Raw genomic sequence first — 13,179 nt, 5'->3', positions numbered from 1 at the left:
TGCCCTTTTTCTTTCTGAATTCCGCCTCTTTCGCCACTTGAACCAGCCCACCCCCGCGATCGTTGCCCAGAGTGCCGTGCGCCGGCTGCCGCGCATCGCGTTGCTTCTGCTGTGTGCGGCCTACCTGCTGCCGGGCCTGGTCGGCCGAGGCCCCTGGAAGAGCGCGGACATCACGGCCTTCGGCTACATGGCCGAACTGGCCCGCAGCACCGAAGGCATCGCGCGCTGGTTCGATCCTCTCCTGCTGGGCCTGCGCCCCGAAACGCCCGCGCTGATCCCGTACTGGATCGGCGCCCTGGCGATCAAGATCGCGCCGTCGTGGCTGAACCCCGACCTGGCCGTGCGAATCGCATTCGCGTTCCTGCTCTGGGGCACCTTCACGGCCAGCTGGTATGCGGTGTACTACCTGGCCCGCACGGCGCGTGCCCAGCCCGTGGCCTTCGCCTTCGGCGGGGAGGCACGGCCGACCGACTACGCACGCGCGATTGCCGACGGCGGCCTGCTGGCACTGATCGCCTGCCTCGGCCTCGCCCAGCTTGGCCACGAGACCACGCCCGCACTGGCACAGCTGTTCTTTGCCTCGCACCTGTTCTACGGCGTGGCCGCACTGCCCTATCGCCGTGCGGGCCCGTTGATCGCACTGACGGTGGGCACCATCGGCATCACGCTGAGCGGTGCGCCCACCGTGGGGCTCGCGCTGGCCGTCGGCAGCGTGCTGTACATCGCCTACGAGCGCCGGCTCGCCATGCAGTCCGAGCGCGAGAACATCAACGACGAAGACAACGGCCCCGGCTACACGCGAGGCGCCCTCCTCGCGATGACTGGCATTACCGCGCTGGCGGCGGTGCTCGTGTTCGGGCTGAAGCTGCCGACATGGAAGATCACCGTGCTCGGCGGTTCGCTGCTCGGCGACGCACGCAGCCAGGCCAAGCTGCTGCTGTGGTTCACTTGGCCGGTCTGGCCGCTTGCCATCTGGACGCTCTGGCGCTGGCGGCGGCAGCTCACGGCACGCCACGTCGCGCTGCCCTTCTGGTTCGCGCTGGTGCCGCTGGCGGCCACCTGGACCACCGACTACTCCGACCGCTCGCTGCTGCTGGCGCTACCCGCGTTCGCCACGCTGGCCGCCTTCGCCCTGCCCACCTTCAGGCGCAGCGCAGCGGCGCTGATCGACTGGTTCAACGTGCTGTTCTTCAGCGGCCTGGCCGTGCTCGGCTGGATCTACTGGGTCGCCATGCAGACCGGCGTGCCGCCCAAGCCCGCCGCCAGCGTGGCGCGGCTGGTGCCCGGCTTCGTGCCCGAGTTCTCTCCCATTGCCGTGGCTCTCGCGGCGGCCGCGACCATTGCCTGGTGCTGGCTGGTGCGCTGGCGCACGGGGCGGCACCGTGCCGCGCTCTGGAAGACGCTGGTGCTGCCGGCCGGCGGTACGGCGCTGTGCTGGATGCTGCTGATGACGCTGTGGCTGCCGCCCATCGACTACGCGCGCAGCTACGTGCCGCAGGTGCGGGCCGTGGCCGAACGCGTCGGCCAGCCGCGCTGCATCGCGGAACTCGCGCTCAGCCGCCCGCACATCGCGGCCCTGCGCCACCACGGCAACTTCAACGTGCAACCGCTGCTGCTGGGCACCGATTGCCCATGGTTGCTGGCGAGCCCAGAGACCATCGAGCGCCTGCACACGATCATTCCCTTCGACCAGTGGCGCTTTGCCGGCACGCTGCGCCGACCCAGCAGCGCGGCCGACGACCTCCTGCTCTACCAGAAGATCACGCCGCAGTGAGGGGCGGCGAACGGGCCCTGATCGCGCGGCACGCGGGCACCGTGCTCGCCGGGCAGCTGGCCGTGATGGCTTTCGGCGTGGCCGACACCATCATCGCCGGGCGCTACTCCGAACAAGCACTGGCCGCCCTGTCGGTCGGCGCCGCCATCTTCGTCAGCGTGTACGTCTCGCTGATGGGCGTCCTGCAGGCACTGCTGCCGGTCTGGGCCGAACTGCATGGCGGCGGCCGCGCCGGCGAGGTGGGCCGCTCGGTGCGGCAATCGCTCTACCTGGCCGCCATTGCCATCGTGGCCGGCATGGCGATCCTGCTGCTGCCCGACGCGGCGCTGCGGTGGACCCAGGTGCCGGCTGCAATGCGCGGCGAAGTCGAGGCCTATCTGGCGGTGCTGGCCTTTGCACTGGCGCCGGCCCTGCTCTTTCGCCTGTTCAGCACGCTCAACCAGAGCCTGGGCAAGCCCCAGCTCGTGACATGGCTGCAGCTCGGTTCGCTGGCCGTGAAGCTGCCGCTGTCGATCTGGTTTACCTTCGGTGGCGCGGGCCTGCCGGCCATGGGCCTCGTGGGCTGCGGCTGGGCCACGCTGTGCGTGAACTGGGCGATGCTGGGCTGCGCCATCTGGCTGTTGCGCAACCGCGCGTTTTATCGCGACTACGGGCTCTGGAAGCGCATCGAGGCGCCCGACTGGCAGCAGATCCGCAAGTTCGCGCGGCTCGGCGTGCCAGGCGGCTTGGCGGTGCTGGTCGAAGTGACCTCGTTCACGCTGATGGCCTTGTTCATCGCCCGCCTTGGCACGGCGGCCGCGGCGGCGCACCAGATCGCGTCGAACCTGCTGGCCGTGGCCTACATGACCCCGCTGTCGCTGGCCATCGCGACCAGCGCGCGCGTGAGCTTCTGGCTCGGTGCCGGGGATGCGGCCAGGGCCCGGCACGCCTGTCGCCTGGGCTTCGAGCTGACCGCGCTGTGCGCTTTGTTCTACGCCGCCGCCATGGCTGCGCTGCGCTACGAGCTCGCCAACGTGTATTCAGACAACCCCGCTGTGATCGCGATGGCCGGCGCACTGTTGCTGGCGGTGGCCATGTATCACTTCGCCGATGCGGTGCAGACCTTCTGCGTGTTCGTGCTGCGGTGCTACCGGGTCACGCTGGCGCCGCTGGTGATCTATTGCGCGATGCTGTGGGGACTGGGCCTCGGCGGAAGCTACCTGCTGGCGTACCGCGGACTTGGCCCCTGGGCGGCCATGCAATCGCCGCTGGCGTTCTGGATCATGAGCGCCTTCGCGCTGGCGCTGACGGCCCTGCTGTTCGGCGCGCTGCTGCGTTGGACGATGCGCCAGCGCGCTTGACAAGAGCTGCCTGCTACCTGGCCAGCACGCGCGCTTCCCGCACGCGCACTGCGGGAAACACCAGCGCAAAGCGCGAACCCTTGCCCACCGTGCTTTCGATGCGCAGCTCGGTGCCGTGCCGCTGGGCAATGTGCTTGACGATGGCCAGCCCCAGCCCCGTGCCGCCCGTCTCGCGCGAACGGCTGCGGTCGATGCGGTAGAAGCGCTCGGTCAGCCGGGGAATGTGCTCGGCGGCAATGCCGGGACCCGTGTCTTTCACTGCGTATTCGCCACGCCCGTCAGGCAGCACCCGCCAGCTCACCGCCACCTCGCCGCCGCCTGGCGTGTAGCGGATGGCATTGCTCAGCAGGTTCGACATCGCGCTCTGCAGCTCGGTCGGTGCGCCCGACACTTCGGACTCGGCTTCGATGGTGAACGACAGCCGGTGTCCCTGCGGCGCCACACGGCCCGACAGCCCGCGGCCCTCGTCTTCGCACTGTGCGAGCAGCGCACGAATGCGGATCCACTGATTGCCCGAAGGCGCCGCGCTGCCTTCCAGCCGCGACAGCGTCAGCAGGTCGTTCACCAGCGTTTCCATGCGGTGCGACTGCTGCCCCATCAGCGACAGGTAGCGCATGCGTTCGTCCGCGTCGAGCGGCAGGTTCTGTAGCGTCTCGACGAAGCCCGCCAGCACCGTCAGCGGCGTGCGGATTTCGTGCGACACGTTCGCCACGAAATCACGCCGCATCGCCTCGGCCTGCTCCAGCGCCGTGATGTCGCGCGTCAGAAGCATGCGGCGGTTGCCGGCATAGGGATGCACCTGCACCGACAGCCGCACCAGGTGGGGGCGCTGATGCGAGTGGCCGGGTCCGGAGGCGTCGATGACCACGTCGCGGCTGTAGTTCCACGATGCAAGGTAGGCGACGAAGGCCGGATCGCGCACGAGGTTCGCCAGATGCTGCGCAAGGTCGCGCTCGGCATCGATGCCGAACTGGCTGGCGGCCGTCTGGTTGCACCATTCGATGCGGCCCTGCTCGTCGAGCAGCACCACGCCATTGGGTGAGGCCTGGATGGCCGCGAGGAACTCCTGCAGCCGCTCTTCGGCTTGCCGCGTCTGCTGCTCGCGGTCGCGCAGCAGCTTGCGGATGCGCTCCGACAGCTCGCCCCACACGCCCGCTCCCCTCGTCGGCAGGCCCGCCGCGTCGTTGCGCAGCACCCGCATCAGCCGCTCGGCGCGCCAGGCATCGAGCGCCAGCCAGAGCACCGCGCCCAGCCACGCGCCCAGCCATCCGAACTTCCAGCCAAAAATCGCGACAGCGCCCGCTCCTATTGCAAGGGACGCTATTAAAAAAGTAGCTATGCGAAAAGGCATGGCGGGCGATTATCCGCGCCCGCGGCCAAGGGACGCCACTGCGGTCAAACCGTGACTTGGGCGGTCAGCCGGTAGCCCGCTCCGCGGACGGTTTCGACCATCGGCGCCGCCGCACCCAGCGATTCGCGCAGGCGCTTGACGTGCACGTCGACCGTGCGCTCCTCGATGTAGACGTGGTCGCCCCACACCTTGTCGAGCAGCTGCGCGCGGCTGTGCACGCGCTCGGCATGCTGCATCAGGTAGGCCAGCAGCTTGAACTCGGTCGGCCCGACCTTCAGCGCGCCGCCCTGCCAGGTCACGCGGTGGGTGGAGGTGTCGAGCGCCAGCTCGCCGATCTCGACCCGCTCGGTCACCACTTCCGGCGCCCGGCGACGCAGCACCGCACGGATGCGGGCCAGCATCTCCTGGGTGGAGAAAGGCTTGGTGATGTAGTCGTCGGCACCGGCATCGAGGCCGGCCACCTTGTCGGGCTCGTCGCCGCGCGCGGTCAGCATCAGGATCGGGATGGCCTTGGTGCGCGGGTCCTTGCGCCACTGGCGCGCGAGTTGCAGGCCGCTCTGGCCCGGCAGCATCCAGTCGAGCAGGATCAGGTCCGGCAGGAAGGCGTCGATCTCGCGTTGTGCTGCCGCACCGTCTTCAGACCAGATCGGCTCGAAGCCGTTGTGGCGCAGGTTGACGGCGATCAGCTCGGCGATCGAGGACTCGTCCTCGACGATCAGGACTCGGGGTTTCTTCATGTTATCTGCTCACTTGATGGTCGCCCCGGTCCCTTCCAGCGAACGCCGCGGAACCGGCTTTGCCGGGCCGCTGGCGTTGCCCCCTGCAAGGGGATTGGCGGCCACACGAAGTGGGCAAGCCTGGGGGTTTGTCATTGAAGCGCGGACTCGATTTCCTGCATCGAAGTGTGCCGCACATCGGCGCCCTTGACGATGTAGATGATGAACTCGGCAATGTTCTTGGCGTGGTCGCCGATGCGTTCGATGGCCTTGGCCAGGAACAACAGGTCCAGGCTGGCGGAGATGGTGCGCGGGTCTTCCATCATGTAGGTGACCAGCTTGCGCACGAAACCGTCGAACTCCTTGTCGATCAGGTCGTCGTCCTTCAGGATCGACAGTGCCGCGGCCGTGTCCAGGCGCGCGAAGGCGTCCAGCGCGGTGCGCAGCAGGCCCGAGGCCAGGTCGGCCGCGATGCGCAGCTCGGTCGTCGGCAGCTGGCGGGCCGCCCCGCTCTCGATGATCGACTTGACCATGCGCGCGATCTTGTTGGCCTCGTCGCCCACGCGCTCGAGGTTGGCGGTGGTCTTGCTGATGGCGATCAGCAGGCGCAGGTCGCGGGCGGTCGGCTGGCGGCGCGCGATGATGGACGACAGCTCGCGGTCGATGTCGATTTCCATCGCATTGACGCGGTGCTCGGTCTCCATCACGCGGTCGGCGGCTTCGGTGTCGAACTGCAGCAGCGCGTACACAGCCTGGTGAATCTGTGACTCGACCATGCCGCCGAGCTCCATCACGCGCGACGAGACGCCGTTGAGTTCGCTGTCGAACTGGCTGGAAAGGTGTTTCTCGGTCATGGTGTCTCCTTAGCCGAAACGGCCGGTGATGTAGTCCTCGGTTTCCTTGCGCTGCGGCTTGAAGAACATCTGTTCCGTCGCACCGAATTCGATCAGGTCGCCGAGGTACATGTAGGCGGTGTAGTCGCTGCAGCGGGCGGCCTGCTGCATGTTATGCGTCACGATGACCACTGTGTATTCATTCTTCAGCTCGGCGATCAGTTCCTCGATCTTCGCGGTGGAAATCGGGTCGAGCGCGGAGCACGGTTCGTCGAGCAGCAGCACTTCGGGCTTGATCGCGATGCCGCGCGCAATGCACAGGCGCTGCTGCTGGCCGCCCGAGAGGCCCGAGCCGCTTTGCTGCAGCTTGTCGCGCACTTCGGTCCACAGGGCGGCCTTCTTCAGGGCCCACTCGACGCGGTCGTCCATTTCGCTGGCCGAGAGATTCTCGAACAGCTTCACGCCGAAGGCGATGTTGTCGTAGATCGACATCGGGAACGGCGTGGGCTTCTGGAACACCATGCCGACCTTGGCGCGGATCAGCGCCACGTCCTGCTTGGAGGTAAGCAGGTTCTCGCCGTCCAGGGCGATGGTGCCTTCGGCACGCTGCTCCGGATAGAGCTCGAACATGCGGTTGAAGGTCCGCAGCAGAGTCGACTTGCCGCAGCCCGAAGGGCCGATGAAAGCGGTGACCTTGTTCTCGGGAATCTCGAGGTTGATGCCCTTGAGCGCGTGGAACTTGCCGTAGTAGAAGTTCAGGTCCTTGACCGAGATCTTCGAGCGCGACGGTTGTTGTGCGACGGTGTTTGGCATGTTGTCTTCTTCTGGATTCAGTGTTTGGTGCGCGTCAGGACCCGCGCCAGGATGTTGAGGGCGAGCACGGCAATCGTGATCAGGAACACGCCGGCCCATGCCAGCTGTTGCCAGTTCTCGTACGGGCTCATCGCGAACTTGAAGATCGTGACCGGCAGGCTGGCCATCGGCTGGCTCACGTCGGCGGTCCAGAACTGGTTGTTCAGAGCGGTGAAGAGCAGCGGCGCGGTTTCGCCCGCGATGCGCGCCACAGCAAGCAGCACGCCCGTGACCACACCGGCGCGTGCGGCGCGCAGCGTGATGCTCAGGATGACCTTCCACTTCGGCGTTCCCAGCGCGTAGGCCGCTTCGCGCAGGCCCGGCGGCACCAGCTGCAGCATGTTCTCGGTGGTGCGGATGACCACCGGGATCACGATCAGCGCAAGCGCCAGCGCACCGGCCAGGCCCGAGAAGGTCTTGAAATAGGCCACCACCACGGCATAGACGAACAGGCCGATCACGATCGACGGCGCCGACAGCAGGATGTCGTTGACGAAGCGCGTGACGGAAGCGAGCCAGCCCTTGGGGTTGTACTCGGCCAGGTAGATGCCGGCCATGATGCCGATGGGCGTGCCCACGAAGGTGGCCAGCGCCACCATCACGAACGAACCGAAGATCGCGTTCGCGATGCCGCCCACCTCGTTCGGCGGCGGCGTCATCTCGGTGAAGGTGGCGATGGCCAGGCCGCCCACGCCCTGGCGCAGCGTTTCCCAGAGGATCCACACCAGCCAGAACACACCGAAAGCCATCGCAGCGAGCGACAGCGTGAGCGCGATCTTGTTGACGCGGTTGCGCGAAGCGAACCGGGCCTGGCGCGTTTCGGCAAGCGCCTTGGCGTTCAAGAGGTTTTGAGCGGTACTCACGATTTGGTTCCTTCGCTCTTCTTCATCTTGGCCAGCAGCATCTTGGAGAGCGACAGCACGACGAAGGTGATGAAGAACAGCACTAGGCCGAGGTACATCAGAGCAGCCTGGTGCAGGCCCGCGCCGGCTTCGGCGAATTCGTTGGCGAGTGCCGAGGTGATGCTGTTCGCAGCCTCGAACACCGACAGCGAGTTGAGTTGGTTCATGTTGCCGATCACGAACGTGACAGCCATCGTTTCACCCAGCGCCCGGCCCAGGCCGAGCATGATGCCGCCGATGACGCCGGCCTTGGTGTAGGGCAGCACCACCTTGGAGACGACTTCCCAAGTGGTCGAGCCGAGACCGTAGGCGGACTCCTTCAGCAGCGGCGGCGTGACCTCGAACACGTCGCGCATCACCGAGGCGATGAACGGAATGATCATGATCGCCAGGATGATGCCGGCCGACAGAATGCCGATGCCCACCGGCGGGCCGGAGACCAGTGTGCCGAGGTAAGGCACGCCGCCCAGCAGCTTCTGCAGCGGCTGCTGCACCCAGGTGGAAAGGATCGGCCCGAACACCAGCAGGCCCCACATGCCGTACACGATGGAGGGCACCGCCGCCAGCAGTTCGATGGCCGTGCCCAGCGGGCGCTTGAGCCAGCTGGGTGAAAGTTCGGTGAGGAAGAGCGCAATGCCGAAGCTCACGGGCACCGCGATCACCAGCGCGATGATCGAGGTGGCCAGCGTGCCGTAGATCATGACCAGGCCGCCGTACTCGTCCTTGACCGGGTCCCACACGCTGCTCGTGAGGAAGCCGAGGCCGTACTTCGAAATGGCGGGCCAGGCGCCGGCGATCAGCGACAGCAGGATGCCGATGAGCATCGCGAGCGTCAGCAACGCGGCGCCCTTGGCGGCCCAGCCGAACAGCCGGTCGGCCATCGGGCCGGAGCGCGCTGCCTTCACGGGCGGCGGAGGGGCGGTGGCACGACCGCGCTCGGCCGCGAGGTCGAGGGAGGTGGCAGCGGCGGGAAAGGTGGATGACACAGGTCGCTCCGGCAAAGACGAAAGCGGCGCGTCCTGGAGCGAGGGTTTGCTCATGGACACGCCGTTCTTCTGGACTGATGGGTGGATTACTTGAACGCGACGGCCTTGCCCGACGCATCCTTCACTTCACCCCATGCCTTGGCGATGCTCGCCTTCACGGCGTCGGGCATCGGCACGTAGTCGAGGTCGTCGGCCGTCTTGTCGCCGCTCTTGTAGGCCCAGTCGAAGAACTTGAGCACGGTAGTGGCGTTGGCGGGCTTGTCCTGCACCTTGTGCATCAGGATGAAGGTGGCACCGGTGATGGGCCATGCATCCTTGCCGGCCTGGTTGGTCAGCACCTGGTAGAAGCTCTTGTTCCAGTCGGCGCCGGCGGCGGCGGCCTTGAAGGCCGAGTCGTCGGGCGACACGAAGGTGCCGGCGGCGTTCTGCAGTTGGGCGTACGTCATCTTGTTCTGCTTGACGTAGGCGTACTCGACGTAGCCGATCGAGTTGGGCAGGCGGTTCACGAAGGCTGCGACGCCTTCATTGCCCTTGCCGCCCGCGCCGGTGGGCCAGTTCACGGCCGTGCCTTCGCCGACCTTGCTCTTCCACTCGGCGTTGACCTTGCTCAGGTAGTTGGTGAACAGGAAGCTGGTGCCCGAGCCGTCGGCGCGGCGAACCGGGGCGATGGCGGCGTCGGGCAGGTTCAGCGAACCGTTCAGCGCCTTGATGGCGGGGTCGTTCCACTTGGTGACCTTGCCGAGGTAGATGTCGCCCAAGACCTGGCCGTTGAGCTTCAGCTCACCGGGCTTGATGCCGGGAATGTTGACCACGGGGATCACGCCGCCGATGACGGTGGGGAACTGCATCAGGCCCTTGGCCTGCAGTTCGTCGTCCTTCAGGGGAGCGTCCGAAGCGCCGAAATCGACGGTCTTGGCTTCGATCTGCTTGATGCCGGCGCCCGAGCCGACCGACTGGTAGTTGATCTTGACGCCGGTGGCCTTGTTGAAGTCGGACGCCCACTTGGCGTACAGCGGTGCCGGGAAGCTGGCGCCGGCGCCGGTCACGTCCTGGGCGAAGGCGGAAATGGAGAACACCGCGGCCACCAGGCCGGCTGTTGCAAATTTGAACGTCGTTTTCATGAAGCTTCCTTTAGAAGTAAGAAGTAGTCCCTTTTTTGGGCTTGAACGGACTCTAGAAAGCTTGTGTGACATCGGTGTGACACCCCTCTGTCGAGGGAAAATGCCTTCGTTTCCCCCGCGATCCATGTGACGCTGTCACGCAACCGTCATGGTCCGCGCCTAGCCTTGCGAACCTCGCTGTCGCGCGAATCTGGAGGCTGCGCGCTCTGTCACGGCGCTACGATCAAACACAACAAGACACCCGCCTTCTTCTCGGAACCACATGCAAAACGGCACCCGCCTCGCAGCAGTCGACCTGGGCTCGAACAGCTTCAGGCTCGAAATCGGACAGGTCGATCACGGCCAGATCCACCGCACCGAATACCTCAAGGAGACCGTGCGCCAGGGCAACGGACTGGACAGCGCGCGCAACCTCACCACCGAAGCCATGCAGCGCGGCTGGGACGCCCTCGCTCGCTTCGGCGAGCGGCTGGCCGGCTTCAAGCGCTCGCAGGTGCGAGCCGTAGCCACGCAAACGCTGCGCGAAGCACGCAACCGCGAAGAGTTCCTGCTGCGTGCACGCACCATCCTGGGCTTCGGCATCGACGTGATCCCGGGCCGGGAAGAGGCCCGCCTCATCTATCAGGGCGTGGCGCACATGCTCCCGCACACCGACGCATCCGAGCGCGAGCGCCGGCTGGTGGTCGACATCGGCGGGCGCTCCACTGAAATGATCATCGGCCACGCGCTCGAGGCCGAACTGGTCGAGTCGTACCGCGTCGGCAGCGTCGCCTGGTCGATGAAGCACTTCGCCGAGGGCCAGTTCACGCCCGCAGCCTTCCGCGCCGCCGAAGTGGCCGCCAAGGCCGTGCTCGACGACGCGCTCGGCAGCTACACCCGCGACCAGTGGGACGTGGCCTACGGCGCCTCGGGCACCATCGGCGCGGTCGGCGACGTGCTCGCTGCCGCGGGCGCCGAATCGGGCCTGGTCACCCGCGAAGGCCTCGACTGGCTGCTCGACCGCTTGCTCAAGGCCGGCAGCGCCGACAAGCTGCGCATCGACGGCATGCGCGAGGATCGCAAGGCCGTGATCGGCGGCGGCGTGAGCGTGCTGCGCGCGGTGTTCGACCTGCTCGGCATCGAGGAGATGAAGGTGGCGCAGGGTGCATTGCGCCACGGCGTGCTCTACGAGTTGCTGGAACGCGACGAGAGCGTGGCCGACATGCGCACGGCCACCGTGGCCCGTCTGGCCAGCCGGTTTTCGGTCGATGCGGCCCAGGCCAAGCGCGTGGGCGAAACGGCCGCGTCGCTGTTCGTGCAGCTCTCCCCCGCCGCGCGCGGCGGCAGCACGTCGAGCCGCGCCGGCCGCGCATTGCGCAAACTGGGCTGGGCGGCGCAGCTGCACGAGATCGGCACACTGGTCTCGCACAGCGACTATCACAAGCACGGCGCCTACATCCTCGACAACACCGACGCGCCCGGCTTCGCGGTGAACGAGATGCACGCGCTCGGCCAGCTGGTGCTAGGCCAGCGCGGCAAGCTGCGCAAGCTCGAAATCGCGCTGGACGACGAGACCTTCGTCATGCAGCTGCTGTCGCTTCGGCTCGCGATCATCCTGTGCCATGCACGCCGCGATCCCGATCCGCTCGCGCTGCATCTCGCGGCATTGGGCGCCAGGGCTTTCACGATTGCCTGCGCGCCCGACTGGGCCGAGGCCTACCCGCAGTCCGCACACCTCCTGCGCGAAGAAGTGCAGGCCTGGCAGAAGACCAGCACCTGGCGCGTGGAACTCAGCGGGGCCTGAGCCGCTTTACTTGGGATCGGGGCCAACCGTCCGACCGGCTGCCACATGGGCCATGCGAGGCTCGTCGTCCCCGAACATGCCGGCATAGGCAGGCTGAACGACCTGGGCAAGCCCTTGCCTCAGCCCTTCCCGGGCAACCGCGGGGTCATTGAGCAGGCCGTCATACCGGAAGTAGGTCGGCTGACTCAAATCGGAGGTATGGCTTGCCTGGTAGAGGACAGCCTGATGCTCGTCTCTCAGCAACTGCTCGACCGCCACGATGGGTTTGAAGCTCGAAGTCGCATCGGATGCCCCATAAGCAGTCGTGATCCGCAGGATCAACGTGCTGTAGCCGGGGGTCGGCTGGAGTTCCGGCACCTGCATCTCGGGGAGCTTTCCAGTCGCGCGCATGAAAGGCGTCAGCTTCACCTCGCGGCCGCCGTCCCGCAGGCGCGCCGCCAGCCGCTCTGCGAAATAGCTGTTGAGCCCCATGGGCACACCGCTGTTCCTCACCGCAGCCGTGAACTCCTTGCTGCGCCGGTCCGTGCGGTCGGCCGTCGTCATCCGGCTGTTGGTGTCGATGCCAAGTGCCAGCAGCGCGCCGATAGGCCCCAGGAACCCGGCAAAGCTCGTCAGCCCCGAACCACCGCCATCCACGACGATCAGTTCGTCCTCCTGGTTGTAGATGATTTCGACCTTCGCCACCGACCGGGCGGCATCGTGGCGGGCTTGCAGCGCAGGCGGGGGCGCGTCCGTCGCGCACCCTGACACAAGGGCTGCGGCAACAAGCAGGGGAGTCAGCGTTTTCAACGACATGCCTGCGCTTTCCCGCAGCAGATTCGTGAAGCTTCTTGGCGAGAGGTTGAGCAGTTTCATGCGTGTTCCCCAGTGAGGTGGCCGACTGGCAATGGCCTTTCCCCTCATCGGGGCCAAGCGGACTGCCGTGGAGTCACTGTAGAAATTGCGCCGCTTGCGCACATGAGCGGTGCGCCCCTTTTCCAGGGAGACAAGCGCCCCGCCCCACTCGGTCTGCAACCATGACAAAGCGCCTGCCCGGAAGCGGCAGGCCGGGGGGCTAGATGAGCTCGGGCGACTGCACCGTGACGACGACGGTCTGCACGTCGCCGTCGCGCTCGCGCGTGCGGATCCACCACAGCGCGCCCTTGCGCACCGGGCAGCTGTCCTGCTTGAGGCCGAGCAGGAGCGAGATGGCCTGCCCCACCGAGGGCTGGTGGCCGATCATCAGCACCACCGATTTGCCGTTGGGCCAGCCGGCCGCACCGAGCAGCGCCTCGGGCGTGGTGTCGGGCGCGAGTTCCGAACGCAGCTTGTACTTGCGGCCCAGGGCCAGCGCGGTCTGCTCGCAGCGCCGCGCGGGGCTGCAGATGATGCGCGTGCCGTCGGGCAACTGGCGGTCCAGCCAGCTGGCCATCCGCTTGGCCTGCTTCTCACCGCGCGGGGTGAGCGAGCGCTGCATGTCGTCGCAACCCTCGGTCCAGTCCTCGGCTTCGGCATGCCGCCAGAAGATCAAGTCCATGGTCA

General features: G+C 66.8%; 12 protein-coding genes. 3 read left to right on the top strand and 9 right to left on the bottom strand.

All coding sequences use genetic code 11. The features are described from left to right. Window positions 1-37: 37 nt before the first annotated feature. On the top strand, window positions 38-1,774 hold the full coding sequence (locus tag PMI12_RS21465; protein ID WP_007836658.1) for a hypothetical protein: 1,737 nt from the start codon (window positions 38-40) through the stop codon (window positions 1,772-1,774). Beyond that, a complete protein-coding gene (locus tag PMI12_RS21460; RefSeq protein ID WP_007836656.1) occupies window positions 1,771-3,114 on the top strand; it encodes an MATE family efflux transporter in 1,344 nt (447 codons plus the stop codon). Before PMI12_RS21465 ends, PMI12_RS21460 begins: the two co-directional genes overlap by 4 nt. 13 nt (window positions 3,115-3,127) lie before the next feature. On the opposite strand, the gene phoR is transcribed toward PMI12_RS21460, so the two are convergent. The 7 genes from phoR to pstS form a co-directional block, all read right to left on the bottom strand. Beyond that, entirely contained in the window at window positions 3,128-4,465 is a 1,338-nt protein-coding gene (phoR, locus tag PMI12_RS21455; protein WP_007836654.1) for a phosphate regulon sensor histidine kinase PhoR, read from the bottom strand. A gap of 44 nt (window positions 4,466-4,509) precedes the next feature. Continuing rightward, a complete protein-coding gene (gene phoB / locus PMI12_RS21450; RefSeq protein ID WP_007836652.1) occupies window positions 4,510-5,202 on the bottom strand; it encodes a phosphate regulon transcriptional regulator PhoB in 693 nt (230 codons plus the stop codon). Window positions 5,203-5,333: 131 nt separating this feature from the next. Further along, window positions 5,334-6,035 carry a phosphate signaling complex protein PhoU gene (phoU, locus tag PMI12_RS21445; protein WP_007836651.1) on the bottom strand — a complete coding sequence of 234 codons (702 nt, stop codon included), beginning with the start codon at window positions 6,033-6,035 and terminating at the stop codon, window positions 5,334-5,336. A 9-nt stretch (window positions 6,036-6,044) separates the two neighbouring features. Continuing rightward, window positions 6,045-6,827, bottom strand: a complete 783-nt coding sequence (gene pstB, locus PMI12_RS21440; protein ID WP_007836650.1) for a phosphate ABC transporter ATP-binding protein PstB — start codon at window positions 6,825-6,827, stop codon at window positions 6,045-6,047. Between the two features lie 17 nt (window positions 6,828-6,844). Next, window positions 6,845-7,729: a phosphate ABC transporter permease PstA gene (gene pstA, locus PMI12_RS21435; protein WP_007836649.1), complete on the bottom strand. Its 885-nt coding sequence runs from the start codon at window positions 7,727-7,729 to the stop codon at window positions 6,845-6,847. Next, the gene (pstC, locus tag PMI12_RS21430) at window positions 7,726-8,808 is read right to left on the bottom strand and encodes a phosphate ABC transporter permease subunit PstC (protein ID WP_007836648.1); all 1,083 of its coding nucleotides are present in this window, start codon (window positions 8,806-8,808) and stop codon (window positions 7,726-7,728) included. Before pstC ends, pstA begins: the two co-directional genes overlap by 4 nt. 32 nt (window positions 8,809-8,840) lie before the next feature. Next, on the bottom strand, window positions 8,841-9,875 hold the full coding sequence (gene pstS / locus PMI12_RS21425; protein WP_007836647.1) for a phosphate ABC transporter substrate-binding protein PstS: 1,035 nt from the start codon (window positions 9,873-9,875) through the stop codon (window positions 8,841-8,843). A 262-nt stretch (window positions 9,876-10,137) separates the two neighbouring features. Between pstS and PMI12_RS21420 the strand changes: the two genes are divergently transcribed. Continuing rightward, window positions 10,138-11,658 (top strand): Ppx/GppA phosphatase family protein, encoded by a 1,521-nt coding sequence (locus PMI12_RS21420; RefSeq protein WP_007836646.1) that lies wholly within the window; start codon window positions 10,138-10,140, stop codon window positions 11,656-11,658. A 6-nt stretch (window positions 11,659-11,664) separates the two neighbouring features. Here the strand turns inward: PMI12_RS21420 and PMI12_RS21415 are convergent, their stop codons facing one another. Both PMI12_RS21415 and PMI12_RS21410 read right to left on the bottom strand, forming a co-directional pair. Further along, window positions 11,665-12,513: a hypothetical protein gene (locus PMI12_RS21415; protein ID WP_007836645.1), complete on the bottom strand. Its 849-nt coding sequence runs from the start codon at window positions 12,511-12,513 to the stop codon at window positions 11,665-11,667. 199 nt (window positions 12,514-12,712) lie between these two features. Continuing rightward, on the bottom strand, window positions 12,713-13,174 hold the full coding sequence (locus tag PMI12_RS21410) for a SixA phosphatase family protein (RefSeq protein WP_007836643.1): 462 nt from the start codon (window positions 13,172-13,174) through the stop codon (window positions 12,713-12,715). Window positions 13,175-13,179 lie beyond the last annotated feature (5 nt).

This window comes from Variovorax sp. CF313, from assembly GCF_000282635.1.
In the GTDB taxonomy this organism is placed as follows: domain Bacteria; phylum Pseudomonadota; class Gammaproteobacteria; order Burkholderiales; family Burkholderiaceae_C; genus Variovorax.
The sequence above is the reverse complement of the archived record's forward strand: the minus strand, read 5'-3'. Positions and strand labels throughout refer to the sequence as shown.

Coding starts and splice junctions, on each gene's coding strand:
- PMI12_RS21415 (WP_007836645.1), bottom strand. CDS start 12,513: ATGAAACTGCTCAACCTCTCGCCAAGAAGCTTCACGAATCTGCTGCGG.
- PMI12_RS21410 (WP_007836643.1), bottom strand. CDS start 13,174: ATGGACTTGATCTTCTGGCGGCATGCCGAAGCCGAGGACTGGACCGAG.
- phoU (WP_007836651.1), bottom strand. CDS start 6,035: ATGACCGAGAAACACCTTTCCAGCCAGTTCGACAGCGAACTCAACGGC.
- phoB (WP_007836652.1), bottom strand. CDS start 5,202: ATGAAGAAACCCCGAGTCCTGATCGTCGAGGACGAGTCCTCGATCGCC.
- pstS (WP_007836647.1), bottom strand. CDS start 9,875: ATGAAAACGACGTTCAAATTTGCAACAGCCGGCCTGGTGGCCGCGGTG.
- phoR (WP_007836654.1), bottom strand. CDS start 4,465: ATGCCTTTTCGCATAGCTACTTTTTTAATAGCGTCCCTTGCAATAGGA.
- pstB (WP_007836650.1), bottom strand. CDS start 6,827: ATGCCAAACACCGTCGCACAACAACCGTCGCGCTCGAAGATCTCGGTC.
- pstC (WP_007836648.1), bottom strand. CDS start 8,808: ATGAGCAAACCCTCGCTCCAGGACGCGCCGCTTTCGTCTTTGCCGGAG.
- PMI12_RS21420 (WP_007836646.1), top strand. CDS start 10,138: ATGCAAAACGGCACCCGCCTCGCAGCAGTCGACCTGGGCTCGAACAGC.